General features: G+C 66.4%; 26 protein-coding genes. 20 read left to right on the forward strand and 6 right to left on the reverse strand.

Annotation, left to right across the window (positions count from 1 at the left end):
• Positions 1 to 11 precede the first annotated feature (11 nt).
• Complete coding sequence (locus CIK77_RS14300; RefSeq protein ID WP_170934119.1) at positions 12 to 2,201, reverse strand: BNR-4 repeat-containing protein; 2,190 nt, start codon at positions 2,199 to 2,201, stop codon at positions 12 to 14.
• A gap of 280 nt (positions 2,202 to 2,481) precedes the next feature.
• Between CIK77_RS14300 and CIK77_RS14305 the strand changes: the two genes are divergently transcribed.
• The 10 genes from CIK77_RS14305 to CIK77_RS14350 are packed head-to-tail and all read left to right on the forward strand — an operon-like array spanning position 2,482 to position 11,510.
• Complete coding sequence (locus tag CIK77_RS14305; RefSeq protein ID WP_170934120.1) at positions 2,482 to 3,792, forward strand: ABC transporter substrate-binding protein; 1,311 nt, start codon at positions 2,482 to 2,484, stop codon at positions 3,790 to 3,792.
• 26 nt (positions 3,793 to 3,818) lie between these two features.
• The gene (locus CIK77_RS14310; protein ID WP_087054821.1) at positions 3,819 to 4,745 is read left to right on the forward strand and encodes a carbohydrate ABC transporter permease; all 927 of its coding nucleotides are present in this window, start codon (positions 3,819 to 3,821) and stop codon (positions 4,743 to 4,745) included.
• Positions 4,742 to 5,578, forward strand: coding sequence for a carbohydrate ABC transporter permease (locus CIK77_RS14315; protein WP_087054822.1), 837 nt, complete (start codon positions 4,742 to 4,744; stop codon positions 5,576 to 5,578). Before CIK77_RS14310 ends, CIK77_RS14315 begins: the two co-directional genes overlap by 4 nt.
• A gap of 7 nt (positions 5,579 to 5,585) precedes the next feature.
• On the forward strand, positions 5,586 to 6,719 hold the full coding sequence (locus CIK77_RS14320) for an ABC transporter ATP-binding protein (RefSeq protein ID WP_087054823.1): 1,134 nt from the start codon (positions 5,586 to 5,588) through the stop codon (positions 6,717 to 6,719).
• A 31-nt stretch (positions 6,720 to 6,750) separates the two neighbouring features.
• Positions 6,751 to 7,503 carry an SDR family NAD(P)-dependent oxidoreductase gene (locus CIK77_RS14325; protein WP_087054824.1) on the forward strand — a complete coding sequence of 251 codons (753 nt, stop codon included), beginning with the start codon at positions 6,751 to 6,753 and terminating at the stop codon, positions 7,501 to 7,503.
• Positions 7,500 to 8,630 (forward strand): mandelate racemase/muconate lactonizing enzyme family protein, encoded by a 1,131-nt coding sequence (locus CIK77_RS14330; protein WP_140403529.1) that lies wholly within the window; start codon positions 7,500 to 7,502, stop codon positions 8,628 to 8,630. The genes CIK77_RS14325 and CIK77_RS14330 overlap by 4 nt, the downstream gene beginning before the upstream one ends.
• Position 8,631: 1 nt before the next feature.
• The gene (locus CIK77_RS14335) at positions 8,632 to 9,504 is read left to right on the forward strand and encodes a ketopantoate reductase family protein (RefSeq protein WP_170934121.1); all 873 of its coding nucleotides are present in this window, start codon (positions 8,632 to 8,634) and stop codon (positions 9,502 to 9,504) included.
• The gene (locus CIK77_RS14340; protein ID WP_087054827.1) at positions 9,501 to 9,944 is read left to right on the forward strand and encodes a GlcG/HbpS family heme-binding protein; all 444 of its coding nucleotides are present in this window, start codon (positions 9,501 to 9,503) and stop codon (positions 9,942 to 9,944) included. Before CIK77_RS14335 ends, CIK77_RS14340 begins: the two co-directional genes overlap by 4 nt.
• Entirely contained in the window at positions 9,937 to 10,695 is a 759-nt protein-coding gene (locus CIK77_RS14345) for an SDR family NAD(P)-dependent oxidoreductase (RefSeq protein ID WP_087054828.1), read from the forward strand. Before CIK77_RS14340 ends, CIK77_RS14345 begins: the two co-directional genes overlap by 8 nt.
• Complete coding sequence (locus CIK77_RS14350; RefSeq protein ID WP_087054829.1) at positions 10,695 to 11,510, forward strand: fumarylacetoacetate hydrolase family protein; 816 nt, start codon at positions 10,695 to 10,697, stop codon at positions 11,508 to 11,510. Before CIK77_RS14345 ends, CIK77_RS14350 begins: the two co-directional genes overlap by 1 nt.
• A gap of 24 nt (positions 11,511 to 11,534) precedes the next feature.
• Here the strand turns inward: CIK77_RS14350 and CIK77_RS14355 are convergent, their stop codons facing one another.
• Positions 11,535 to 12,308: an IclR family transcriptional regulator gene (locus CIK77_RS14355; RefSeq protein WP_087054830.1), complete on the reverse strand. Its 774-nt coding sequence runs from the start codon at positions 12,306 to 12,308 to the stop codon at positions 11,535 to 11,537.
• Between the two features lie 970 nt (positions 12,309 to 13,278).
• On the opposite strand from CIK77_RS14355, the gene CIK77_RS14360 reads away from it, so the two are divergent.
• The 3 genes from CIK77_RS14360 (at position 13,279) to CIK77_RS14370 (ending at position 14,930) form a co-directional block, all read left to right on the forward strand.
• On the forward strand, positions 13,279 to 13,572 hold the full coding sequence (locus CIK77_RS14360) for an ArsR/SmtB family transcription factor (protein ID WP_258861480.1): 294 nt from the start codon (positions 13,279 to 13,281) through the stop codon (positions 13,570 to 13,572).
• A 61-nt stretch (positions 13,573 to 13,633) separates the two neighbouring features.
• Complete coding sequence (locus CIK77_RS14365; RefSeq protein WP_087054832.1) at positions 13,634 to 14,608, forward strand: SRPBCC family protein; 975 nt, start codon at positions 13,634 to 13,636, stop codon at positions 14,606 to 14,608.
• A gap of 31 nt (positions 14,609 to 14,639) precedes the next feature.
• The gene (locus CIK77_RS14370) at positions 14,640 to 14,930 is read left to right on the forward strand and encodes a DUF4287 domain-containing protein (RefSeq protein ID WP_087054833.1); all 291 of its coding nucleotides are present in this window, start codon (positions 14,640 to 14,642) and stop codon (positions 14,928 to 14,930) included.
• 360 nt (positions 14,931 to 15,290) lie between these two features.
• Here the strand turns inward: CIK77_RS14370 and CIK77_RS14375 are convergent, their stop codons facing one another.
• On the reverse strand, positions 15,291 to 15,695 hold the full coding sequence (locus tag CIK77_RS14375) for an arsenate reductase ArsC (RefSeq protein ID WP_087054834.1): 405 nt from the start codon (positions 15,693 to 15,695) through the stop codon (positions 15,291 to 15,293).
• A gap of 81 nt (positions 15,696 to 15,776) precedes the next feature.
• Positions 15,777 to 17,066 (reverse strand): NAD(P)-binding domain-containing protein, encoded by a 1,290-nt coding sequence (locus CIK77_RS14380; protein ID WP_087054835.1) that lies wholly within the window; start codon positions 17,064 to 17,066, stop codon positions 15,777 to 15,779.
• 85 nt (positions 17,067 to 17,151) lie between these two features.
• Here CIK77_RS14380 and CIK77_RS14385 point away from each other — a divergent pair, with 85 nt between their 5' ends.
• A complete protein-coding gene (locus CIK77_RS14385; RefSeq protein ID WP_087054836.1) occupies positions 17,152 to 17,553 on the forward strand; it encodes an ArsR/SmtB family transcription factor in 402 nt (133 codons plus the stop codon).
• Between the two features lie 49 nt (positions 17,554 to 17,602).
• The gene (arsB, locus tag CIK77_RS14390) at positions 17,603 to 18,673 is read left to right on the forward strand and encodes an ACR3 family arsenite efflux transporter (RefSeq protein ID WP_087054837.1); all 1,071 of its coding nucleotides are present in this window, start codon (positions 17,603 to 17,605) and stop codon (positions 18,671 to 18,673) included.
• A 106-nt stretch (positions 18,674 to 18,779) separates the two neighbouring features.
• Here arsB and CIK77_RS14395 read toward each other — a convergent pair whose 3' ends face one another.
• Positions 18,780 to 19,643, reverse strand: coding sequence for a hypothetical protein (locus tag CIK77_RS14395; protein WP_087054838.1), 864 nt, complete (start codon positions 19,641 to 19,643; stop codon positions 18,780 to 18,782).
• A 231-nt stretch (positions 19,644 to 19,874) separates the two neighbouring features.
• On the opposite strand from CIK77_RS14395, the gene CIK77_RS14400 reads away from it, so the two are divergent.
• The 4 genes from CIK77_RS14400 to CIK77_RS14415 all read left to right on the forward strand — a co-directional run bounded on the left by CIK77_RS14400 (position 19,875) and on the right by CIK77_RS14415 (position 23,398).
• Positions 19,875 to 20,597, forward strand: coding sequence for a GTP pyrophosphokinase (locus tag CIK77_RS14400; protein WP_087055064.1), 723 nt, complete (start codon positions 19,875 to 19,877; stop codon positions 20,595 to 20,597).
• Between the two features lie 140 nt (positions 20,598 to 20,737).
• Entirely contained in the window at positions 20,738 to 21,847 is a 1,110-nt protein-coding gene (locus CIK77_RS14405) for a 5-methyltetrahydropteroyltriglutamate--homocysteine S-methyltransferase (RefSeq protein WP_087054839.1), read from the forward strand.
• 136 nt (positions 21,848 to 21,983) lie between these two features.
• Complete coding sequence (locus tag CIK77_RS14410; RefSeq protein ID WP_140403530.1) at positions 21,984 to 22,511, forward strand: glutaminase; 528 nt, start codon at positions 21,984 to 21,986, stop codon at positions 22,509 to 22,511.
• A gap of 83 nt (positions 22,512 to 22,594) precedes the next feature.
• Complete coding sequence (locus CIK77_RS14415) at positions 22,595 to 23,398, forward strand: LysR family substrate-binding domain-containing protein (RefSeq protein WP_258861481.1); 804 nt, start codon at positions 22,595 to 22,597, stop codon at positions 23,396 to 23,398.
• A 92-nt stretch (positions 23,399 to 23,490) separates the two neighbouring features.
• On the opposite strand, the gene CIK77_RS14420 is transcribed toward CIK77_RS14415, so the two are convergent.
• Positions 23,491 to 23,898, reverse strand: a complete 408-nt coding sequence (locus CIK77_RS14420) for a transferase (RefSeq protein ID WP_087054842.1) — start codon at positions 23,896 to 23,898, stop codon at positions 23,491 to 23,493.
• A 105-nt stretch (positions 23,899 to 24,003) separates the two neighbouring features.
• On the opposite strand from CIK77_RS14420, the gene CIK77_RS14425 reads away from it, so the two are divergent.
• Complete coding sequence (locus CIK77_RS14425) at positions 24,004 to 24,660, forward strand: YitT family protein (RefSeq protein WP_249268579.1); 657 nt, start codon at positions 24,004 to 24,006, stop codon at positions 24,658 to 24,660.
• Positions 24,661 to 24,663 lie beyond the last annotated feature (3 nt).

The raw sequence follows: 24,663 nt of genomic DNA on the forward strand, positions 1-24,663 counted from the left end.
GTTGATCCCGATCAGGGCTCGGTGATCAGGCAGCGCTCGCCGCTGTACATCGCGAGCAGACCGCCGATGATGTTGCCGCACCAGATGGTCGACGGGGCTCGGAACGAGTACAGCGTCTCGCCGGTCGACACTCTGGTCACTCGAAGGTTGTTGTAGCGGGCGGCGTCGCCGTCTGACGACCCGTGTCTGATTCCGACGGTGCCGGTCGCGTGGGTCGAGTCGGTGACCTGATCCACGAGGACCCCATCGATCCACGTGCTGATCAGTGAGCCATTCGCGGTGATCTTCAGTGCATGCGTGCTGCCTGTCGTGACGGATGCCGGCAACGCGATCTCCGGAAGTCGCGTCACCACGCCGCTGTCGAACACGATGCGGACGAGCTTGCCGCCGTCACGATCAGGTTGGATCGCCCACCAGTAGAAATCGCCTGTGTCGAAGGCTCCGGCACCAGGTGTTGCGCGGAACACGATTCCGGCCGACCACCTGACCACGGTGACTTCAGCCTCGATCGTGTAGTTGCGCCATGCCGAGGCGGCGGGGACGACTAGCGTCGCCGGCGCGCTCGAGCCGACAGCATTCACGGCGGTCACGCGGTATCGGTAGGTGGTTCCTGCGCTGACTGTGCTGTCGGTGAACTGCGAGAGGAACGTGTGGGCACCGAAGTCCGCGTCGATCACGGAGTAACCGGGGGCGGCGACATCCTCACGTTCGATGAGGTACTGCGCTCCGCGCTCGGCGCCGTCAACGGCTATCCGTACGGACGAGTCCTGATTCAGCACCACTTTCAACGTGGGAGCTGCTGGCGCTGTCAGCGCTTCGAGGGTGTAGTCCTCCAGGTAGAGATCGGTGGACCCGTCCGGCTGCACCCGTGATGCGGCGATCGACATCACACCGTCCTGCTGCATGCGCACGCGGTCGTACTTCGGTCCGTGGTCGAGAAGGCCGAGTGGACCGTCGCTCACTCGGGTCGTGGCCCAGTCCGACCAGCCCCCGCCCTCGGTGGACGTTGACTGATACATCACTCCGTCGATCACGGAGGTGAAGTGCAGCACTCCGTCGCTGTCGAAGAAGGCGTCTCCGCGTCGCAGCGCCTCGCGGTGCACGTAGCTCTTCGTAGGGTTGAACCGCACCGAGGTGTCATCGATGAACGACTGGCTCCATGTGCCGTCGGTCTCCCGCCAGTAGTGCACGTAGTGGACGTTGTGCAGCACTCCGGTGCCGACGGCCCCGTCTGCGTCGATGTAGGTGATGATGTGCGGCTGCTGGTCGGCGTCGAGCACCATCACGCCCTGGTTCATCAATGCCGTACCGGTGGGAACGCTGACGACCTCCGTGTCGTCGGCGAGGTCGATCGGGTTCCCAGCGGCGAGGTCGCCGACGAGCGTCCCGGAGTCGTTGAACCAGGTGCGACCTTCATCATCGCTGTATGCGTAGTTGATGTCGTGGTTCGACTCCCAGGTCGGTGTCTCGCGCCATGTCCAGCTGAGGTGCAGTCGTCCGTCGGCGTCGAACAGGATGTCGTGCTCGTAGCCACTTCGATTCGTCTCGTTGTTCCATGGAGCGTAGGTGCCCGCTTTGCTGAAGAGGGGGCCTTCACGTGTCCAGTCACCGGTCGTCGCGTCGTATCGGTGCTGATAGAGCTCGCCGTTGCCCGACGCTCCATCGCGGAAGTAGAAGATCAGTCCGCCATCCGGCGTGTTCACGAATCGCGGGTAAGTGACAGCCTTCTCCAGGCCGGCACCAGGTGGGATAAGCGGACCGGACGGCTCGAAGTCCGCCAGTGAGATGGTGGCGGGTGGCGCCGTAACGAAGCCAGGTTCGGAGACGCGATACCTCAGCGGCTGGCCGTGGTGATCGAAGGAGAGGTGGAGGCGACCGTCTTCGTAGCTGACGCCGAGAACACTGTTGTTGTGGGTGTCGGTCGGATTGCGCACGATCTCGGGGAAGACGATCTTCTGGATGGCGTTCGACGTGAGGTCGCGCCGTGCGAGCGTGACGTGCAGGTCGCTGTCGTAGTAGATGACGTACTGGTAGTCGCCGACGGTCAGGAGCTTGGCCTGGTCGTAGGCGTTGTTGTTCCAGAAATGGGCATTGTCCTCGACGAGCACGGCGTCATCGAGCGTCGGGATGCTGTCTGCGCCTGCGGCGCTCGCCACCGCCGATTGACTCACGAGAAGGGAGAGGAGGAGGGTGCCGGCCATGGAGATTCCGAGTGCTCGGATCGTTAGAAGGCGCGAGGGACGGGGGAAGGAACTCATTGTGCACCACCATTGCTGCATTGGTTCATGGATACGAACTACGGTTCGCATAACGAGACTATGAGATCGAATGCGTCTCGCGCAAGTGTGGGAAACCGAGTGAACCCGCGCTGTGTTTTCGTATTGACATTCGCCGCAGATCTCCCTAGGTTCATAGATGCGACCATGAGTTCGCTCTCGTGAACCAATGAAGCTAGTCCGGGAAACCGGACGGGAGGAAGCAATGAAGCTGACACGCCCTACCCGCAGCCTGGCGGCCGCGGCCACGCTCTCCCTTTTCGCAGCGCTTACCCTGGCCGGATGCTCGTCGGCGGAAGTGCCCGACGACGCGGACGGCGATGTTGAGCTCGTGATCTGGACTTTCCTGAGCAGGGAGGGGACATCCCCTCGAGAAGTCGTCCTGAACGACTTGATCACGCAGTTCGAGGATGACCACCCCGGAGTCACGGTGTCGGTCGAGGCGCAGCCGTTCGAAGAGCTGGAGTCGAAGTTCATCACGGCTTCGCAGCGCGGTGATGCCCCTGACCTCATCTGGGCTCGCGACACATTCCTTTACCTCTTGGACGACGCTGGCTCACTCCTCGATCTTGAAGATCAGCTCAGTGAAGAGTTCAAGACCGAAGCGCTCCCCGACATGTTCGACGTGTTCACCGACAAGGCTGTCTTCGATGACCGCCGCGTCGCGTTGCCGCTGTGGCCCACCCCCGCGCAGACGATCTTCTACCGAAGCGACGTGCTACAGGCCGCCGGGTATGAGGCGCCGCCGCTGAACTGGGATGACATGCTCGATGCCCTCGGCCCGCTCACATCCGGCAATCAGTTCGGACTGGGGCTCCCGACGAACGACACCGGCGTGACGCCCTTCCTCATGCTTCTCAACGGATTCGAGGATGAGGTGTTCGACCAGAAGACCGGCCGATTCGATCTGCTCGGAGACGAGTCAGTCCAGGTCGCCGAGACACTGCGTACGCTGGGCGCGTCGGGGGATGTGCCGGCCGATGCGATCAGCTCCACGGGGCAGGACGTGCAGGATCAGTTCGCCTCCGGCCGCTTCGCGATGGCGATGGCGTTCGGGCCGCGCTTCTCGGCTTATCAGGAGAGTGCTGCCGGATACGACCCGTCAACGCTCCGCGTCAGCGCATGGCCCAGCTTCGACTCGGACAACCCGAGTGCACTGCTCGGCCCGTACTGGAACGTCGGCATTTCGGCCGAGACCGAGCACCCGGAAGAGGCGACAGCGCTTCTCGAAAGTCTCTACACGGTCGACGCATCCGCCCAGTGGGCCGAGGTCGCAGGTCAGGTGCCAGATCGTCGGTCGGTGCTGTCCGACCCGTTCTTCGAAACCGACCAGGGGAAGGTCATCGTCGACTTCGTGGAGATCATCGATGCGGATGGCGCCAGGGTTCTTCCGCAGAAGCTCGAAGACGTCACCCAGCTGGCGAACGTCCTCAACGGTGTGACGCAGCGTCTGCTCGGCACCGATGAGGACGTCAAGAAGATCCTGAGCGATGCGAAGGCGGAACTCGGGTGGTAGCCGTCGAGACGGCAGCACCTCCGGCCATGGAAGGGCGGCCGGTCATCCCCGCCAAGGAGAAGCGCTCGGTCGCGCCATACGGACTGGTCGGCCCTGCACTCTTCCTCATCGTCGCCACGAACATCGTGCCAGGAGTGTGGGCGTTCTACCTGAGCCTTCGGGAGATGCTCTATTTCAACGACCGAGGTTTCGTCGGACTTGAGAACTACATCGGCTTCCTGTCGGCGCCGTCGACGTGGAAGGCCATCGGGGTCTCGTTGCAGTTCACCTTCCTCAGCCTGATCGTCGGTGGTGTGATCGCTCTGCTCACCGCGCTGGCTGTGAACCGGATGGGTGCACGCGGCCGATTCCTGATGACTCTTTTCCTCATCCCCTGGGCGATGAGCCCACTCGTCGTCGCGATCCTCTGGAAATGGATCCTCGCGCCGTTCGACGGAGGACTCCTCAACGGGATTCTCGCCTTCTTCGCATTCGGTCCCGTCGCCGTGCTCTCTGACGGCATCGGGTCGATGGCGGCGCTGGTCGGTGTCGCGGTCTGGCGCACCTTCGCGTTCGCCGCGATCCTGCTCCTCGCCGGTCTCGCACAGATACCGGACGACCTCTACAAGGCGGCCTCGGTCGACGGGCAGAGCCGTTGGGAGCAGTTCCGCCGGATCACGGTCCCGTTGCTTAAGCCTTCGATCCTGATCGTGCTGGCCACCCTCACGATCAGCTACTTCAACGAGGTGCAGGTGATCATCGGCCTCACTGAAGGCGGCCCGATCGGGAGCACTCAGACCCTGTCGTATCTGCTCTACCAGACCGGCTTCGAGGAGAGTAATCAGGGCTACGGCAACGCCGTCGCTGTCGTGATGTTCCTCATCAACATGGTGCTCATCCTGCTCTATGTGAAATTCCTCGGCGTCGGTGTCGAGAGACGGCGTAAGAAGGCCCCGAAGGAGGTCAGCGCGTGAATCGCACCGGAGGTCTCATCGTGCGCCGCACGCTATTGGGCCTGCTTCTCATCGCAGCGCTCGTTCTCGTGATCGGCCCGCTGCTGTGGTCGCTGTCGACGTCACTCAAACCGACCAATGAGATCCTCTCGGCGCCGCCGCTGCTGATCCCCGACACGGTGACGGGCGATCACTATGCCCGGTTAGTTCGCGAGGGGGTGGGCGTCAATTTCTGGAACAGCATGATCAACGCGATCTCCACTGTTGTGGTCGCGCTCATCGTCGGCACTGCGGCAGGCTACGCACTCTCCCGTTACCGGTTCACCGGCTCCAAGCCGATGCTCCTGCTCTTCGTCGCGGCGATGACGATCCCGGCATACTCCCTTCTACTGCCGACGCAGGTGCTGTTCGACGGGATGGGGCTGCTGAACACCGCGGCCACTCTCCCAATCCTCTACAGCGCCCACGCGATCCCGCTCGTGGTGTGGGTCACCAAGACGCAGTTCGACGCGCTGCCGATCGAACTCGAGCAGGCGGCTGCCGTCGACGGATACTCGCGCTGGGAGTCCGTGCGCAAGATCGTCCTCCCGGGGGCGAAGCCCGCTCTGATCGCCGGCGCCGCATACGCCTTCCTCGTCGCATGGAACGACTACATCACCGCCGCGACGATGACCTCATCGCCGCAACTGCGGACACTGCCGGTCGCCCTCATCTTCTACCAGGGGTTCAGCGGCCGCGAATGGGGTCCGCTGATGGCGGGCGTCGTCATCGCGACCATCCCCCCTGTCGTTCTCTTCATCGTTTTTCGACGCTACCTCATCGGGGGATTCCTCTCCGGTGCGATCAAAGGATGACGCCGTCATGAGCAACACAGCCGAGTACACCCCAGGCATCGCAGCACCGATCAGACTGCGCAACCTCACCAAGAGCTTCGGCGGCGGGCGCAATGCCGTCGATTCCCTCACGCTCGACATCGAGGCGGGACAGTTCGTCACCTTCCTCGGGCCCTCCGGATGCGGCAAGAGCACCTCACTGCACATGATCGCCGGTCTCGAGAAGGCCACGAGCGGGTCGATCGAGATCGGCGGACGGGACGTGTCCACGCTGCCCCCCCAGGAACGCGACATCGCGATGGTGTTCCAGAGCTACGCGCTCTACCCGCACTACACCGTCCGGGAGAACATCGCGTTCCCGCTCAGGGCCAAGCGCCGCAAGACGTCCAAGGAGGAGATCGATCGTCGCGTCGACTACGCGAGCAGTGTGCTCGGGCTCGGTGATCTGTTGGACAGGTACCCTCGCGAGCTCAGCGGTGGGCAGCGGCAACGCGTCGCGCTTGGTCGCGCGACCGTGCGTCAGCCGGCGGCCTTCCTCCTGGACGAACCGTTGTCGAATCTCGACCTGCAGCTGCGGATCGAGACGAGAACGGAACTCAAAGAACTCCATCAGCGATTGGGCGCGACGATGGTCTACGTCACGCACGATCAGGCGGAGGCGATGGTGCTCTCCGACACCGTCGTGCTCATGCGCGCGGGAGTCGTACAGCAGATCGGCTCCCCGCTGGACTGCTACAACAACCCGGCGAACACCTTTGTCGCCACGTTCCTCGGAGAGCCGGGGATGAACCTCATACCAGGCTCTGTCAACGGCCATCGCTTCGAAGGGCCCGCAGGCGCGGTCGCGCTCGACAGAGCCCTGCCGGCATGCGTCGGTGAAGTTCTCCTCGGCGTCCGACCAGAGAATCTCCTGATCGGACCTGAAGGCGCCGAGGGCCTCCACGCGCAGGTGCACGGCGTGGAAGCACTCGGATCACGCACGCTCGTCCGCCTGCAGACCGGCGACCGGACGATCGTCGCCAGCGTCCCACCGTCGACGACGTTCCAGGCCGGAGCTGCCGTCTCGGTGCGCATTGCCGGCCAGGAGGCGATCCGCCTCTTCCGCAGCGGCGACGGCAGCGCGATCGCAGACGAGCCTGCCGCACACCGCGCCCACGCCTGACCCCACACCGAACCCCTTTTGGAGAAACAGAATGTCTCAGCGAGTCACCTTCATCACCGGAGCCGCAGGCGACCTCGGAAGCGCCGTCGCCCGACGCCTCGCGGCGAACGGGGACGCCCTGATCCTGGCCGACGTGGATGCCGATCGCCTCAGCGCGCTCGAGCAGGAGCTCAGCCACCTTGGACACGGCGTCCTCACGCGGCAGTTGGACGTCACGGACGAGGATGCGGTGCGAGCCGTCGTGGATGCCGGAGTGACGCAGTTCGGCACGATCACCTCGCTGTTCAATAACGCGGGCATCTCCGGAGGAACCTTCCCCCTGCCGGAGCATCCGCTCGACGACTTCCGTCGCACGATCGACATCAACCTCGTCGCGATGTTCGTCGTGCTCAAGCATGCGCTTCCGGTGATCGCACAGAACGACGACGGATGGGTCGTCAACACGGCATCCGAGGCAGGACTCAAGGCCAACGAGCGCCGAGGGGCTTACGCTGCGGCGAAAGCCGGAGTCATCCAGCTCTCGCGAGCAGCAGCGCTGGAGTACAGCCGAGAAGGTGTGCGGGTGAACGCCCTGTGCCCCGGCCCGCTCGAAGGAAAGCTCATGCGTGTCTCCGAGGGAGGAATGCCCGACCCGGAGGAGTTCAGAGCCCGGATCACGGCGGCATCGGCCGTGGGCCGTTACGGTGCGCCCGACGAGGTCGCCGGTTTCGTGACTTACCTGCTCACCGAAGCGCCTGGATACCTCACCGGGGCGACACTGTCGGCCGACGGGTGTCGCCGATGAGCAAGATCGCACAGATCTCCGTCTCCGGCATCCGCTACCCGTCCGGTTCCCTGCACAAGACTCGATGGGGCGCGCACGAAGAAGCGTGCATCGTCGAGATCGTAGACGCGGACGGTCATCGTGGGTCGTCGATCGCCCGCTGCCATGCCGGCCGCAGCGCCGCCGCCTTCCGCGAGGAGATCGAGGCGCTCAGCCACGTTGTGCTCGGCGCTCAGGTCGACGATGTGGACGGAATCCGTTCGGTATTCGAGCGCGCGCTGCATATCCATCTGGCGCAGTATGTGTCGATCTTCGCCGTGAGCGCGATCGACGTCGCACTGTGGGATCTGCTGGGTGTCGCACGTGGCCTGCCCGTGCGCACCCTCATCGATCCGGCCGCCGAGCCCGTGGACAGAGTGCCGGCGTACGCCAGCCTTCCCCACGTGCACTCGACGGCACAGGCGATCGATGTCGCGCACGAGACGTACGCTGCGGGCTTCGAGACGGTGAAGCTGCACTCGAGTGGCAGTGTGCAGCTCGACGTCGAGATCGTCACCGCTCTGCGCGCTGAATTCGGTGCGGATGCCGGCATGGCGTTCGACGCAGCCAGAGCATTCAGCCGCGACCAAGCGCGCACCCTCGCAGTCAGTCTGCACGAGCTCGGCTTCCTCTGGTTCGAGGAGCCGTTCGGTCCGTTCGCCGATGAGGACTGCGCATGGCTCTTCGACCAGGTTCCCATTCCGATCGCCGGTTTCGAGACGGCGCCTGGCAGTCCCGACAGTGCCCGATGGGCGATGGAGCGCGGCATCGTGCAGCGCCTGCTCGTCGACTGCTACTGGAAAGCGGGAATCTCCGGAGCGAAGCGTGTCGTCGACACGGCAGAGACTCTCGGGCAGAAGCTGCTCGTGCACCATGGTGCCTCGACTGCCATGAACCTCGCGAACATGCAGCTGGCCGCTGTCCGGCCCTCCCTCGGACCGATCGAGCTGCTTGCACCCTTCGGCGAGTATGACGTCGCCGCCTACCTGCCTGAACTCGCACCGGGGAAGGGCATCATCCTGCCGACTGAACCAGGACTGGGGCTCCGGTGGGACGAGGACTTCGTCGCCGCTCACCGGGTCGGCGACGTCCGGACGATTCGGGGTTGATGTGAGTACGGTCGCTGTCGTCGGCTCCGGCGCCATCGGAATGGTGCTGGCGGATGCCGCGGCTCGAGCAGGCTGCACTGTCGTGCTGTGCGGCGCGCGTGCGGTCGAGCAGCTCACCGTCATCGGACCAGACGGCGTGCGCACCACGACAGTCGCGGTGTGTCGCGACCCCCGCGATGCGGTGTCGGTCGACATCGTGCTGCTCGCGGTCAAACGCCAGGATTCGTATGCTCTGGATGAGTGGTCTGGTCTGATAGCACCCGACACTCTCGTCGTGCGCGCGCAGAACGGCGTCGACCCTGCCCCGACCGGCGGCGCGTACGGGCAGGTCGTGCCGAGCGTCGTGCGATTCGGTGCCACCAGGGTCGCTGCGGGCATTGTGCTGCGCGCCTCGTCGGATCTGCTCGTCGTTCCCCCTGAAGGGGCATCGCTGGCAGACCATCTCTCCGCAGACTCGGTGCGCGTCGAAGTCGCCGAGGATTTCCGCGTCGAGCAATGGCGTAAGTTCGCCATGAACATCTGCGCGGGCGGGCTGACCACACTGTTCGATCGGGGCCTTGAGATCTTCACCGACCCGTTCGTGCAGGTCATCGCTCGCGCGCTGCTCGACGAGGTGCGTGCGGTCGCTGCTGCCGATGGAGTCCGACTGGAGGCCTCCATCGCCGAGCACACGATCACGGATCTCGCCGGACGGCCGTACGGGACGACGACGTCGATGCTGAGAGACGCGCGGGCGGGGAATCCGTTGGAACTGGATGCCCACGGTGCCGAGCTCGTACGCATCGCCGAGTGGCACGACATTCACGCGCCGGTCAATGCGCGTCTCGTCGATGCTCTTGCCGCGAGCGTCCGATACGAGGAGAGGGTCCGATGAGCGCTCGTCTCACAGCAGAAGCCGCGCGGGCCGCGGTCGATGCAGCGACGTCCGCCGCTGCCGCGCGAGGCCTCGCCGTCACGGTCGTTGTCCTCGATGACGCCGCCGTTCCGACGCGCCTCGCGCGGATGAACGGAGCCAGAGCGCTCAGCGTGGACCTCGCGACGCGCAAGGCGGAGACGGCTGCCCGCACCGGCCGAGCCACCCACGAATGGGCGGGCATGCTTCGCGGCGACGAAGATCTTGCTCGCTCGGCTCTGGCTTCGATGCCAGGTCTTGTTCTGTTCGGCGGCGGAGTGCCCATCCACAGGTTCGATGCGGTGATCGGCGCCATCGGCGTCTCCGGTGCCGCACAGGAAGAAGATCAGCAACTCGCGGAGCAGGCCGTAGCGGCTCTGCTCCGACAGCTCACACAGGAAGAGGGATCCGACGATGACTGACCTAGACGCTTTCGCAGGTCTGACTTTGGATGGCCAGCGTGTACTCGTCGTCGGCGCAGGAGCCGGCATTGGCGCGGCCGCGGCGCGACTGCTCAGCCGACGTGGTGCTGAGGTGATCTGCGCGGATCGTCATGCAGATGACGCGCGCGCTGTCGCGGCTGGCATTCGCGGGGAGGGGACCCACCTCGACGTGACGGACCAGGGTGAGGTGCAGGAGGTGATCCGAGGCGTTCTCGCCGAAGGTCCACTGCACGCCCTCGTCAACTGCGCGGGGGCCACCGGCCGAACCGGCGTGCGCAGCGAAGACGTCCCGGTCGGCGACTTCGATCGAGTGTGGGACATCAACACGCGAGGAGCCTTCCTGCTCGCTCAGGCTGTTCTTCCGCACATGGTCGATCAGGGCTACGGGCGGATACTGCACGTCGCATCGATCGCAGGCAAGGAGGGCAACGCGGGAATGGTGTCGTATTCGGCATCCAAGGCCGGTCTCATCGGGATGGTCAAGGCGATGGGCAAGGAGTATGCACAGACGGGTGTGACGATCAACTCGCTCGCACCCGCCGTGATCCGCACCGCGATGGTCGCTGAGATGCCGGAGGAGCAGGTCGCGTACATGACGGAGAAGATACCGATGAATCGCTGTGGAACGCTCGACGAGGTGGCAGAGGCGATCTGCTGGGCGGTCTCGCCGGCGGCGAGTTTCACGACGGGCTTCGTCTATGACCTCAGCGGCGGACGGGCGGTGTACTGATGAAGGTCGCCACCGTGCAGACCTCGGGTGGATCACGTGTGGTCCGGGTCGAGGATGATGGTTCGTTCCGCGCGCTCGCGCTGGCCGGCGTCGATATGCGTGACGTGCTGGCTGGCCGCGCAATCGACGTCGCAGAGACGGTGGATGCGGATGCGGTACTCGCGCCGTTGAGGCCAGGCAAGATCGTCGCGATCGGACTCAACTATCTCGACCACGTACGTGAGTCAGGGATGGACCTGCCTGGCGAGCCTCTCATCTTTACTAAGTTCACCTCCTCGGTCATCGGCACAGGAGAGCCGATCATCTTCGACCCGTCGTTCGCGACAAGAGTCGATTGGGAGGTCGAGCTTGCCGTCGTGATCGGCCGCACCGCGCGCGATGTCGCAGCGGACGACGCGCTCTCGTATGTGTTTGGCTATACCGTCGCCAATGACGTGTCAGCGCGAGATCTGCAGCTCGGTGACGGGCAATGGGTACGCGGCAAGAGCCTGGACACGTTCTGTCCGTTGGGGCCGTGGATCACCACGGCCGATGAGGTCATCGACCCGCAGGCGCTCTCGCTCACGACACGCGTCGACGGTGAGCTGGTTCAGGATTCGTCCACTGGAGAGATGATCTTCTCGGTCGCGGAGATCATCGCGTTCTGCTCGCGAGCGTTCACCCTCGAGGTGGGGGATGTCATCCTCACCGGCACACCGTGGGGATGCGGCGAGTTCGCCACACCTCGCCGAAGCCTCAAGGACGGTGAGGTCGTCGAGGTGGAGGTCAGCGGGCTGGGGGTGCTGTCAAACCAGGTCATCGCACCGGGGCGGTGAAAGCCCCCACCTTGGGATGCTCGCTCAGCGGCGACTGCCCAGGGTCTGGCTGAGAAGCCGGGACTCTCGAAGCAGCAGTTCGAGAACTTCGGTCCGGGTGCTCTCGCGGAGACGGATGCTGGGGATTGACACGCTCATCGCGGCGAGCGGTTCGCTGCCCGGTCCGAAGATGGGAACAGCTACGCAGAACACTCCCTCGGTGTACTCGCCGTCGTCCACGCCGTAACCCTCACGCCTGATGCCTTCAAGGACAGTGCGGAGCTCTTCGACCGAGCCGATAGTGCGCGGCGTGAACTGCTCGAGTTGCACGTTCGCGAATCGTCGGTCGAGCTCCTCGCCCTCGAGATATGCGAGGAGGACCTTTCCGAGGCCCGTCGCATGGGCGGGGAGTCTGCTGCCGACCTCGGAGACCAGCTGCAGGACCTGAACCGCGGTGACCTTCGCGACGTAGACGTTCTCCCGACCATCGAGGATCGAGAGCTGCACAGTTTCATTGATCTGGTCACGGATGTGCTCCATCACCGGTATCGCACGCTCGCGCAGGTCGCTTCCGGCGAAGAACGCCTGGCCGGCCTCGAGGAACCGCACGCCCAGCCGATAGGTCCGGTGGACTTCATCGAAGACGAGGTGCCCGCGTTCCGTGGTCACCTTGAGGAGGGCATGAAGGCTGCTTTTGGGCAGCTCGAGTGCGTCTCGGATCTCGGGAAAGGTCAGCCCGCGAGGATGCTCGGTGAGCAGCTCGATGAGCAGCAAAACTCGTAGCGCCGACTTCACCGTCGTCGTGCTGCGATCAGTCATTCTTACCACCTTTCACGTGAACCTCAGTTCAGCATACTGAACCTCAGCGCAGGCGCCACAGAGTGGAGCGTCGGCGTTTCCCGACGCACCGCACAACTCCAGTAGGCCGTGTGTCATCCAAAGGCTGGTTGCGTCAGCGCAACGCATTCCCGAGAAGAGATGATTTCTTGCGACGCCCGCGTGATGCCTCGACGTACGTCGCGATCTACTGAAGGACTCGGGCGACAGCTTCGTTGCATTCCATAGGCGCGAGGGCGAAGAGCTTTCCGTAGCCACCTGTGCGGCTGGAACTGATGCCTTGGCGTGGAGCAGACCTCGCATACGAACGCGACTTGCGGGCGACGAGGAATCTTGCGGCCGCAGATGCCTTCACCACCGCAGCCTGGCGCCGGCAACGCTTTCGACGTCTTGGGCTTTGTACTCGGGCTCCCGTCTTACGCGAGCCCGGTCGCCGAGCTCTCGATCGGCAACCGACCACTCCTGGAGCCCGGCCGTCCTGCGGCCGTTATCCGTACGAGGAATACAATGCAGTTCGGTGGACGACGTGCGCCGTCGGGGGTTAATTGGTTTTGCCTCGTCTACTGGCCGCATCGCAGCCCCTCTCGCACGTGATCCGAGTTCGGATGATGCGAAGACGATGGAGGCGACCGGAGCCCCATCGCTCCTGTATCTGCTGCTGATGTTCCTCCCGAGAGAGCCGGTCGCCTCGCTAGGCATCGGCGTTTCCTGACACACGGTGTCACTCCAGAAGGGTCGAGTGTCATCGAAAGGCCGGTTGTGTCACGGCAACGCGATTCCGACATCTGCCACGCCATTCGCCGCGTTCCGCGCAGACGACTCGCGGTCGCGGTGCGGAGGCGGAAGGAAATCGCCGCACCTCTTGACATCCGGATTCTTCACGATAACCTACAACCAAATGGTTGTACATCATGACACGCCAACCGAGCTGAGCGACGACGAGGTGGACCGGATGTTCCGGGCCCTCGCCGATGCGACGCGCCGCGACATCGTGCGCCGAACCCTTGCAGGTGAGGCGACCGTGTCGCAGCTCGCCGCCACCTACGACATGTCCTTCGCGGCCGTGCAGAAGCACGTCGCAGTACTCGAGGAGGCAGGCCTTGTGACGAAGAACCCCCGCGGTCGTGAGCGCATCGTGCGCGGCGAGGCCGCACGCATCCGGCAGGCGCAGCACCTGCTCGATCAGTACGAGCGGATCTGGCGCAGCCGGGTCGACAGGCTCGACGAGCTCCTCGCCGAGTCGTAGCCGAATCCATCGCGCCCGCGCAGAGGTGGGCACGGAACATCACATTCAGGAAAGGCAGATCATGCCCGTCACATCGATCGAGAAGGATCTCGACGCCCTGACGATGACCATCGTTGCGGACTTCCCGGTGCCGGTCTCGCGGCTGTGGACCGCGTACGCCGACCCGCGCCAGATCGAGAAGTTCTGGGGGCCGCCGGAGTACCCCGCAACATTCACCAGGCACGACGTCGTCGCCGGCGGACGGTCGGACTATTTCATGACGGGGCCGGATGGCTCCAGTCACGGCGGCTACTGGGAGTTCCTCGACGTCGTCGAAGGCGAGTCGTTCACCGTGCGCGACGGCTTCAGCAATGACGACGGCACCCCGAACACCGACATGCCCAGCATGGAGATGGCGTTCGCCTTCGAAGAGGCATCGCAGGGGTCGCGCCTGGTCACCGTCACCAGCTTCGGGTCGCTCGAACAGCTCGAACAGCTCATCGCCATGGGCATGGAGGAGGGCACGCGTGAGGCCATGGGGCAGATCGACGACGTGCTCGCCGACCTCGCCTCGTTCGCGGCCGCGCGCAGCACCGAGGCGCAGGTCCTCAGTGAGACGAAGGTGCGAGTCTCCCGGATCATCCGGGGCAGCGTCGAGCAGGTCTGGCGCGCCCATCACGACGCGGAGCTCATGAAGCGCTGGCTGCTGGGCCCGGATGGTTGGGTCATGGTCACGTGCGATCTGGCCGATTCCGTCGGTGACACGTTCACGCAGGAGTGGGAGCGCGCAGGCGGCGGCGACCGCTTCGGCTTCACGGGCGAACTGCTCGAGAGCACCCCACCGCATCGCGAGGTCACCACGGAGTCGATGATCGGAATGGAGGGCGACCCGTCGATCAACGAGCTCACGCTCACCGCAGTCGACGGCCGCACCCTGCTCGCGCTCGTGATCACCTACCCGTCGAGCGAGGTGCGCGACATCGTGCTCGGCACCGGCATGGTCGACGGTATGGAGGCCAGCTACGCCCGACTGGAGAGGGAGCTCGTCGCGGTGTGACAGGCCCACTCCGGACGACGAAAGGAACGGAATGTCGTTTCAGGCGTACCTCGACGCGGTCGAGGACAAGACGGGTCTCACGCCCCGGCAGCTCGTCGAGATCGCACAGAGCAAGGGGTTCGACGAGCCGACGGTGAAGGCCGGCGTGATCCTCGAATGGCTCAAGGCGGACTACGGGCTGGGTCGCGGGCACGGCATGGCGCTCGTGCACGTCATCAAGAAGGGGTCGACGATCGACAGCAAGCATGTCGGTTCTGAGGGCACCCATCGCGATGAGACCGACACGCTCTGGCTCGACGGCAAGGCGAACAAGCCCGTCTGAACCGTCAGAAGACGAAGCGACCCCGCCGGAGAGGCGGGGTCGCTTCGTGCTGTGCGCGGGGTGCGTCAGGCGTCTTCGCCCTCGGCCTGCGACGGGCGGTCGAACCAGTACGGGCGGCCGATGAAGTCGAGAGCGTCGGTGTCCTCGTCGATGAGGTTGGCAGTAAGCGACATGATGTCCTCCTTCGGTGATGAGTCCAGCTTGCGCCGCTCTGGGGCGCCCGGATCAAGAAAATCCGGATCAAGAAACGTGATTCTTGACGAAAATGGAAGGAATCATGCTGTCTGCGCGCCATGCGAGCGAGAAACCGCCCGCGAATCCTCCGTGCGGAGGTCGCGGGCGGCTCGCTTGACAGCGTCGTCAGGAGGGTGTGATCTCCGAGACGAGCTTCTCGACTCGCGCGCGGATGTCGTCTCGGATCGGGCGGACCGCGTCGATGCCCTGGCCGGCAGGGTCGGCGAGCTCCCAGTCCTCGTAGCGCTTGCCGGGGAAGATCGGGCACGCGTCTCCGCAGCCCATCGTGATCACGACGTCCGACTCGCGCACGGCGTCCGTGGTGAGCAGCTTCGGGGAGCTGTTCCGGATGTCGACACCGACCTCGTTCATCGCCTCGACGGCGACGGGGTTGATCTGATCCTTCGGCTCGCTTCCCGCCGAGAGGACCTCGACGGCGTCTCCCGCGAGGTGCTGCAGCCATCCGGCGGCCATCTGTGATCGTCCTGCGTTGTGCACGCACACGAACAGAACGGTGGGTTTCTCGGTCATTTCTCTCCCTCGGTAAGGCGGAAAGCCTAGGTGGTCTCAGCGCCGTCCCGGTGAACGGAAGGCGAATGGGCAGTGGTGGCATCAGCAGCAGCCGCCTCCTGCGTCGCAGACGCCGGTGGCGGGCAGCGCGAGTTCAACGCGCCCCGCCGATTCGGCGTCGCCGGCAAGCCAGGCGACGACACTGCGCACCTGTTCGTACCCGGTGCGCAGCAGGAAGGTCGGGGCGCGGCCGTAGCTCTTCATTCCGACGATGTAGAAGCCGGTCTCGGGATGCGACAGCTCCCGATAGCCGTGCGGCTCCACGGTGCCGCACGAGTGCTCGTTGGGGTCGATCATCGGCGCAAGGCGGCGCGGCGCCTCCACGACGTCGTCGAGATCCAAGCGCAGCTCCCGAAGCATGGTCAGGTCGGGGTGGAATCCCGTGCTGGTCACCACGAGATCGGTCTCGTGCGCCTGTCCCCGCGTTCCCGACAGTCGGATGCCGCCGCCGTGCGGGGCAGCGGATGCGATCTCGAACGAGTCGACGACCTCGACCCGGCCGTCGGCCACGAGCTGCTCCAGCCGGGAACCGAGCGCGCCGCGGCCCTCGAGCTCGTCGTCCGTGGCCGTCACGCGCTTCGCCGCGCGGTTCCGGATGAGCCACGTCGCGCGGGTGTCCGGCTCCAGCTCCGCCAGGGCTGAGAGGGCGATCAGAGTGTTCGCCGCGGAGTGGCCCGCACCGACGACGGTGGTGTGTCGGCCGGCGAAGCGCGCGCGGTCACGGCCGAGCACATCGGGCAGCGCGGGCGCGACGTGCTCGGCGACTTCGTCCAACCCGATCGGGTCGAGCCCGTTGGAGCCGAGTGCGGCGGGAGTCGTCCACGTGCCGGACGCGTCGATCACGGCGCGAGCGACGGCGTCGATCGCCGTGCCGTCCGATGCGGTCACGCGCAGGACGAAGGGTGCGCGGCCGCGCCCCGCAGTGCGCGTGCGGTCCATGCCTTCGCGGGAGACCGCGGTGACATTCGCGCCGAATCGGATGTGCGGTGCGATCGCCGGATGTTCGGCGAGCGGGGTGAGGTAGTCGTCGACGAGGGCATCACCGGTGGGGGCGACGTGGTCGGGCGGCTCCTGCCATCCGACGTCCGCCAGGAGTGCGCGTGCGGCGTCGTCGACCAGGTGCTGCCACGGGGAGAACAGCCGAGTGTGACCCCATGCCCTGACCGCAGCGGCGACGGTGTCGGCCTGCTCGAATACGCGGAACGGAATGCCGCGCTGGGCGAGGTGTGCCGCGGTGGCGAGGCCGATCGGACCACTTCCCACGACGGCGATGGGCAGTGCGTCGAGGCGCACGTCGGCCTGTACGCGCGGAGTGAGGTCGATAAGGGTCATGTGTCGTTCCTTGCATCGAGGATGATCGATGAATCCATCGTGCCCCCATCTATCGAGAACTGTCAATATTTACTATCATCGATGTATGAGCATTGAGATTCCCGTGCTGATCGGCCGGGCAGAAGGCGCGCTTGCGGCAGGCGATGCGGCATCGGAGCAGGAACCGAGCGCGTCGGCCGTGTGCTGCGAACCCCTGGTGCGCGAGCCGCTGGGCGCGGACGAAGCAGACGACTTCGCGAAGACGATGAAGGCGCTCGCCGACCCGACCCGGCTGCGACTGCTGTCCATCGTCGCCGCGACAGCCGAGAAGGAAGCGTGCGTGTGCGACCTCACGGAGCCGGTGGGGCTCAGTCAGCCGACCGTCTCGCACCACCTGAAGATCCTCACGGACGCGGGCTTCCTCGCGCGCAGCAAGCGCGGCACCTGGGCGTACTACTCGCTCGTGCCGGGCTCGCTCGAGCGCGTCGCCGACGTGCTGAACCCGTGACCTGCGCGACTGTGTCGACGTCCCGCTCTCGACCGTCTGGAGAACACGCATGACCGATACCGCAACCCGCCAGGTGCCGCAGCGGCTCAGCACGCTCGACCGTTGGCTGCCCGCCTGGATCGGTCTGGCGATGGTCGCCGGCCTCGCGCTGGGCAGCTTCGTGCCGGCGATGTCCGGGTGGCTCACCGCGATGGAGATCGGCGGCATCTCGCTGCCGATCGGTCTCGGGCTGCTGGTGATGATGTACCCCGTGCTGGCGAAGGTGCGCTACGACCGCGTCGCGGCCGTGACGGGCGACGTGAAGCTGCTGGTGTCGTCGCTCGTGCTGAACTGGCTGCTCGGCCCGGCGGTGATGTTCGCGCTGGCGTGGCTGCTCGTGCCCGACCTGCCCGAGTACCGCACCGGCCTCATCCTGGTGGGGCTCGCTCGCTGCATCGCCATGGTCGTGATCTGGAACGACCTCGCATGCGGCGACCGCGAGGCCACCGCCGTGCTGGTGGCGATCAACTCGGTCTTCCAGGTGGTCGCGTTCGCCTTCCTCGGCTGGTTCTACCTCACGGTCCTGCCCGGATGGCTCGGCCTCGACACGCAGGGGCTCGAGGTCTCGGTGTGGCAGATCGCGCTGAACGTGCTGGTGTTCCTCGGCGTTCCGCTCATGGCGGGGTTCGCCTCTCGATTCATCGGGGAGCGCACCAAGGGGCGCGCCTGGTACGAGGGCTCCTTCCTGCCGAAGATCGGGCCGTGGGCGCTGTACGGGCTGCTGTTCACGATCGTGCTGCTGTTCGCATTGCAGGGCGAGGCGATCCTCGCCAAGCCGCTCGACGTCATCCGGATCGCCCTGCCGCTGCTGGTCTACTTCGCGGTGATGTGGTTCGCGGGGCTGCTGCTCGGGCGCGGCCTCGGCCTCGGCTACGCACGCTCGACGGCGCTGGCGTTCACCGCCGCGGGCAACAACTTCGAGCTCGCCATCGCCGTGGCGATCGGCACGTTCGGCGCCACCAGTGGGCAGGCCCTCGCCGGGGCCGTCGGCCCGCTGATCGAGGTGCCGGTGCTGGTGGGGCTGGTGTACGTGTCGCTGTGGGCGGCGCGGGCGTGGTTCCACGAGGATCCGGTGCGGTAGCGAGCAGCACTCGGCTGCCGAGATGCGCACTTTCTCGACATCCGGGCGTCAAAGTCGGCGCATCTCGACGAGAAGTGCGCATCTCGGCAGCAGGCAGGGGCGCGGGTCAGGATGAGTGGTGACGGCGGCGGGGCAGGTTCGCCAGGATGAGGGCGAGTCCGAGCACGGCGAGGGCGATGCCGGTGGCGAACGGGAAGGTCGGCCAGAAGACCACGTCGATCGCCTGTGTGCTGCCCCACTGGCAGTCCCAGCCCAGCGGGAACCAGCTCCATCCGCCCGCGAACTCGCCCTCGACGGGCATCTGCGCCGAGTAGCCGGAGCAGCGTGCGAGCGCCGACTCGCCTGACGCGTCGCCGTGCGCGATCCAAGCCGCCGCCGTCGACACGACGGCGCCGAGCGCTGCGGTCGCGACGCCGAACAGCCAGAGGTCGGCTCGGCGCTCGACGCCGACGATGCGCGCGCCCGCGACCGCTCCGGCAGCCGCCCACAGCGGTCCGCCCAGCGCGCAGAAGTAGAACGCCGCCGTCACCGTGCCCACCGCGCCGAACCACAGCCCGAGCCATCCGGACTGCAGACCGGCGATCAGCGCGAACGCGATCATCGTGGCCGCGATGGAGACCAGGCATGCACCGATCGCCATCACCGCCCACACGGTGCGCGAGTGCGACCGCGAGCGCCGCACGAACAGCGTCATCGCCGCGACCGACACCAGCGCCATCGCGACCGGGAGCAACGGCGACAGGAACGCCGACGGCCCGGCGCTGGGGTGCGAGAGGGCGATGAGCAGCGCGAGCACGAGCCCTGCCGCCACGAACGGCACCCCGATCGAGGCGATCGCGAAGGCGAATGAGCGCCGCCATGTGCGCTTCCACGGACGACGGCTCGCCGGAGTCGGAGCGGGCGCGTCGCGGTCATCGGCGGCAGGCGGCTCCGAGCCGCGCGGCGGGGAGCCGCCTTCGTCGTCGTGCACACCTCGACGCTACCGGTATCCCGCCGCGGGGATCGCTTCCGGTGTGCCGAAGTGCGGTTCCGGCTTTCGCCGGCCGGTTCCGGTGCGGCGGATTGCGCCATGTTCGCGGCGGTGGCGCACTTCGGGGAACCGGAGCGGTCTGTGGGCCTGCCGGGGATTGGGGCTGTTCGGCTCATCCTGAGCATAGAGATCTCACAGCGCATGCCTACGCCATCGTCGTACGGTGAAGCCATGACAGCGGAACCACTGGACCAGGGGATCGTCGTCGACCCGCGGGAGCTGATCAGGGCCCGCCAGATGCGCGACGACCTGTCGAAGTTCCTCTCGCAGTACCGATTCGGCATGCGCGAGATCGAGACGAAGATGCTCATCCTGCGTGAGGACTTCGAGAACGACCACGCGTACAACCCGATCGAGAACGTCGAGACGCGGCTGAAGAGCGTCGACTCCATCGTCGACAAGGTCACGCGGCGCGGAATCGAACCCGACCTCGAATCGGTCAGACGCCACATCCTCGACATCGCCGGCGTGCGCGTGACCTGCAGCTTTGTGACCGACGCGTACCGGATGTTCAATCAGCTCCGGATGCAGGACGACGTCCAAGTGCGCGAGATCAAGGACTACATCGCCAACCCCAAGGCGAACGGCTACAAGAGCCTGCACGCGATCGTCGACGTTCCCGTGTTCCTCTCGACGGGCAAGATCCGGGTGCCGGTGGAGGTGCAGTTCCGCACCATCGCGATGGACTTCTGGGCCAGCCTCGAGCACAAGACCTACTACAAGTACGACAAGCAGGTGCCGGCGCGCATCCTCGAGAGCCTGCGCGACGCGGCGATCACAGCGAGCGAGCTCGACGAGCGGATGGAGCGCATCCACCGTGAGATCCACGGCAGCGACTCGAGCCCCGTGCGCCCCCTCTCCCTGGTCGAGGACGACGAGCCGCGCCTGGCCTGACCCGTCCGTTTGTGGGTGATCTCTGCGGGTAAGCGGAGGCCCTTACCGACGGAGATCACCCACAGACGGCATCCGGCGAGGGTTGCGGTGTGTTGCGACCCGGGTCGAGGCGAGGGGCGCAGCCGCGTACGGTTGAAGGCGTGACCGTGAACCCTCCTTATCGTGCAGACATCGTCGGCTCGTTCCTGCGCCCCGACGCCATCAAGACCGCTCGTGCCTCCCATTCCGCGGGCGACCTCGACGCTGCAGCGCTCCGCAGCGTGGAGGACGAGCAGATCGCCTCCCTGGTGCGCAAGCAGGCCGACGCCGGTCTGCAGCTGGCCACCGACGGAGAGTTCCGCCGCGCGTGGTGGCACTTCGACTTCTTCGGCGGTCTCGACGGCGTCGACATCATCGAGACCGATCACGGTCTGCCGTTCCAGGGGGCGCAGACCAAGCAGAAGGCCGTGCAGGTGAACGGCCGCATCGGCTTCTCCGACCACCCGATGCTCGAGCACTGGCGCGCGCTGAAGCCAGTGGCCGAGGCAGCCGGCGTGCAGCCGAAGTTCTCGCTGCCGGCCCCGACCGTGCTCGACTTCCGCGTGGAGCCGCAGAACCTCACCGCAGGCGAGTACGAGACCCGCAGTGACTACGTCGACGACCTCGTGCAGGCGTACCGCGACGCGATCCGGGCCTTCTACGACGAGGGTGCGCGCTACCTTCAGCTCGACGACACCGCTTGGGCGTACCTGTGCAGCCAGGATGAGCTCGACCGTGCGAAGCACGAGCGCGGCATCGAGACCGACGGGCTCGGCGAGCGCTACGCGTCGATCCTCACCCGGGTGCTCGAGGACAAGCCGGATGACCTGGTCGTCGGCACGCACATCTGCCGCGGCAACTTCCGATCGACGTGGATCTCGTCCGGAGGGTACGAACCGATCGCCGAGCACCTGTTCGCGGTGCCGTACGACGGGTTCTTCCTCGAGTACGACAGCGAGCGCGCCGGCGGCTTCGAGCCGCTGCGGTTCCTGCAGCCGGGGGATCAGACGGTCGTCCTGGGGCTGGTGACGTCGAAGGCGGGCGAGCTCGAGCCCGTCGACGAGATCAAGCAGCGCATCGCCGAGGCCGCGCAGTTCGCCGATCTCAGCCAGCTCGCGCTCAGCCCGCAGTGCGGCTTCGCCTCGACGGAGGAGGGCAACGTGCTCACCGAGGAGCAGCAGTGGGCCAAGGTCCGTCACGTCGTCGACATCGCAGCCGACGTCTGGAAGTAGCAGGACCGCGACGGCGCCCGTCGCCCCATCGCGGGGCGGCGGGCGCTGTCGCGTGCGGACGATGCGCGACGCCGCGTCTTCGATCGGAGCGGCAGTGCTCGGCACCGTCTTCGAGCGCCCGGCGTAGCCTGGTGGGGTGGCGGATAACCGGATGAGCGACGGCTCCGATGATCGCGCCGCTGATCAGGCGGCCGCCGCCGCCGCGCTGTTCGACCAGGCGAGGGAGCGGCTCGGCGACGCCCCGCGTGAGCACCTCGGCAGGCTCATCGTGCCTGGTGCGCTGCGGTCGGCGATGGGCGCTCGGCCCCGTGTCGTGCCGGACGGGCGAGCCTGGCGCGTCGGCACGCTGCTGATCGGCGACATCGCGGTCTACGAGGTCGGCGACGTCCTGCGCGCGTCTGAGGAGCGCCGACGCGGCTTCACCTCCGAGGCGGCCAGGCGGCGCGCAGAGGCGGAGGCGATGTGCGTGCGCGGCGGATTCGCACCGGGCACGGTCGTCAATGTCGATCACACCGGGATCGCCCTCTCTGCGCTCGCCGCGGAAGGATCATCCGGCCCCCTCAGCGTGCGCAACCGCACCGTCGTCATCCGGTGGACCTCGGCGGGTGCCGTCATGCCGCTGGAGGCGTACCTGCGCGAGAAGATCGACATGCTCTTCGCCTGAGCTCTCGGGCGCTGCGCCGGTCGCATGCTCGTGGTGGCGGGGGTGCAGGTCGGGCACGGGGCGTTGGCCGTACGCTTTCAGACATGGCGAGGCAGAACCCGAAGCGTCGGGCGGGGGCGCGGCGAGGCGGTGCATCCGGCGGTGCAGGACACCGTGGAGCGCCGCGCGTCGACAAGAAGCCCGGTGCGGCAGGCGCAGGCAGGCGGGCAGGCGGGAACGCCGGTGCGGATCGCGGCGATGCCGTTCGTCCGCATGGCGCGGGCCCAACAGGCGACGACCTCGGCGCGGCACCTGCCGTGTTCCGGCTCGGGGCGGTGCCAGGGGCGATGCCGGGGAAGTGGATCGAGCGGTGGCGCGAACAGCGACCGGAGACCCGGCTCGAGCTCGTGCCGATCAGCGCCGCCGGCCAGCGCGCTGCGCTCGACACGGGGGACGTCGACGCCGCGATCGTGCGACTGCCGATCGATGGAGATCCGGATGAGCTGCACACGATCCGCTTGTACGACGAGGTGGCCGTCGTGGTCGCCTCGAAGGAATCATCGCTGATGGCAGCGGACGAACTCACCCCGGATGACCTGGCCGGCGAGGTGCTGATCACACCGACGGACGGTGTGCTCGGCGATCTCGGCCTGCCGATCGAGGCGGCGACATTCGGCGCACCCGCGACGACGGAGGACGCGATCGAGATCGTCGCGTCGGGCGTCGGCATCGTGGTGGTGCCGATGTCGCTGGCGCGCCTGCATCACCGCCGCGACGTCGACCACCGCCCGCTCGCCGACGACCCGTCCCTGCCGGTCGCGCTCGCGTGGCTGCGCGAACGCGACGCAGACGACGTGCAGCACTTCGCCGCGATCACCCGCGGCCGAGGCGCACGCTCGTCCCGCTGAGCGCACGGGCGGTGTGCTCAGCCGGGGAACGACCGAGCGCCCGCCGCGGCTGAGTGCAGCCAGGCGACGGACGCTCGGGTCGGTGTGTATGTTCAGGCGGCGAGGCGGAACCCTCTGCTGTCGGTGATGACGCGCGCCTTGGTGGCGATCTTCTCGTCGTCGCGGATGATCGCGCCGTCGGCGACGAGCGCATCCGCGCCGATCATCGACCGAATGCCCACGTGCGCCCGTGCGCCGATCGCGGCGCCGGGGCCGACGTGCGCGTTGGCATCGATGATGGCCTCGGACCCGATCTGCACGTTCGGTTCGATCCAGGCGCCCTTCGCGATCTTGGCGCCGGCGGCGACTCGCACGCCGGGTTCGACATACGCCCCGGATTCCACGCGCGCCTCGGGGTGGACCTTCGCGCCGTGCGCGACCAGCCCGCGGCCGTTGATGTGCTTGCGGTACCGCAGTGTTTCGCCGTTGTCGTTCTCGATGTCGACGTAGTTCTTGCCCACGATGTCCTTCCGCGGCCTGGACTTAGGCCTGCCTAAGTACTCAACGTCTGCCGTGCCGCGGATATTCCCGGAGCCCGAGAATTCTCCCGGCGTACGATGGGGCGAGTGGCTGCCACTCCCCATCTCGACGATCGATCGGACGACGACGCGCTCGTGCTCGAGTGGGAGCAGACCAGACACACCCCGACGGAGGATGTCTTCGGCATCGCCACTGGCACGTTCGTCGCGGCGCTCGGGCTGCACCTGCTGAAGTCCGTCGACGCCGTCACCGGCGGCACGGCCGGCCTCGCACTCCTGCTCGATCAGGTGCTGGCAGCGCCGTTCTGGCTCGTGTTCGTGCTCGTGAACCTCCCGTTCATCGCGCTCGCGCTGTGGAAGAAGGGCATCCGGTTCACCCTGCTCACGCTGTGCTCGGTCGGCATCGTCTCCGCACTGTCGAGCGTGAACGCGGCGCTGATGCCGCTGCACGACATCGCCCCGATCTACGCCGTGCTCGGCGGCAACCTGCTGGTGGGCGTGGGCATGCTCATCCTGTTCCGGCATCAGGCGAGCCTCGGCGGCGTCAACGTGGTCGCGATCCTCATCCAGGACAAGACCGGGTTCCGCGCCGGATGGGTGCAGATGATCGTCGACGCGCTGATCGTGGCATCCGCGCTGTTCGTCGTGCCGTGGGTGCTGGTGCTGCTGAGCGCGCTCGGCGTCGTGGTCGTGAATCTCGTGCTCGCCGTCAACCACCGCCCCGGCCGCTACATCGGCCACTGAGCG

Source organism: Microbacterium sp. JB110 (assembly GCF_003335195.1).
Classification (GTDB): domain Bacteria; phylum Actinomycetota; class Actinomycetes; order Actinomycetales; family Microbacteriaceae; genus Microbacterium.

Bases quoted from the DNA above. Each gene is read 5' to 3' on its own strand.
- CIK77_RS14300 (WP_170934119.1), bottom strand. From the start codon at position 2,201: ATGGCCGGCACCCTCCTCCTCTCCCTTCTCGTGAGTCAATCGGCGGTG.
- CIK77_RS14305 (WP_170934120.1), top strand. From the start codon at position 2,482: ATGAAGCTGACACGCCCTACCCGCAGCCTGGCGGCCGCGGCCACGCTC.
- CIK77_RS14310 (WP_087054821.1), top strand. From the start codon at position 3,819: ATGGAAGGGCGGCCGGTCATCCCCGCCAAGGAGAAGCGCTCGGTCGCG.
- CIK77_RS14320 (WP_087054823.1), top strand. From the start codon at position 5,586: ATGAGCAACACAGCCGAGTACACCCCAGGCATCGCAGCACCGATCAGA.
- CIK77_RS14325 (WP_087054824.1), top strand. From the start codon at position 6,751: ATGTCTCAGCGAGTCACCTTCATCACCGGAGCCGCAGGCGACCTCGGA.
- CIK77_RS14330 (WP_140403529.1), top strand. From the start codon at position 7,500: ATGAGCAAGATCGCACAGATCTCCGTCTCCGGCATCCGCTACCCGTCC.
- CIK77_RS14340 (WP_087054827.1), top strand. From the start codon at position 9,501: ATGAGCGCTCGTCTCACAGCAGAAGCCGCGCGGGCCGCGGTCGATGCA.
- CIK77_RS14345 (WP_087054828.1), top strand. From the start codon at position 9,937: ATGACTGACCTAGACGCTTTCGCAGGTCTGACTTTGGATGGCCAGCGT.
- CIK77_RS14350 (WP_087054829.1), top strand. From the start codon at position 10,695: ATGAAGGTCGCCACCGTGCAGACCTCGGGTGGATCACGTGTGGTCCGG.
- CIK77_RS14355 (WP_087054830.1), bottom strand. From the start codon at position 12,308: ATGACTGATCGCAGCACGACGACGGTGAAGTCGGCGCTACGAGTTTTG.
- CIK77_RS14360 (WP_258861480.1), top strand. From the start codon at position 13,279: ATGTTCCGGGCCCTCGCCGATGCGACGCGCCGCGACATCGTGCGCCGA.
- CIK77_RS14365 (WP_087054832.1), top strand. From the start codon at position 13,634: ATGCCCGTCACATCGATCGAGAAGGATCTCGACGCCCTGACGATGACC.
- CIK77_RS14370 (WP_087054833.1), top strand. From the start codon at position 14,640: ATGTCGTTTCAGGCGTACCTCGACGCGGTCGAGGACAAGACGGGTCTC.
- CIK77_RS14375 (WP_087054834.1), bottom strand. From the start codon at position 15,695: ATGACCGAGAAACCCACCGTTCTGTTCGTGTGCGTGCACAACGCAGGA.
- CIK77_RS14380 (WP_087054835.1), bottom strand. From the start codon at position 17,066: ATGACCCTTATCGACCTCACTCCGCGCGTACAGGCCGACGTGCGCCTC.
- CIK77_RS14385 (WP_087054836.1), top strand. From the start codon at position 17,152: ATGAGCATTGAGATTCCCGTGCTGATCGGCCGGGCAGAAGGCGCGCTT.
- arsB (WP_087054837.1), top strand. From the start codon at position 17,603: ATGACCGATACCGCAACCCGCCAGGTGCCGCAGCGGCTCAGCACGCTC.
- CIK77_RS14400 (WP_087055064.1), top strand. From the start codon at position 19,875: ATGACAGCGGAACCACTGGACCAGGGGATCGTCGTCGACCCGCGGGAG.
- CIK77_RS14415 (WP_258861481.1), top strand. From the start codon at position 22,595: ATGGCGAGGCAGAACCCGAAGCGTCGGGCGGGGGCGCGGCGAGGCGGT.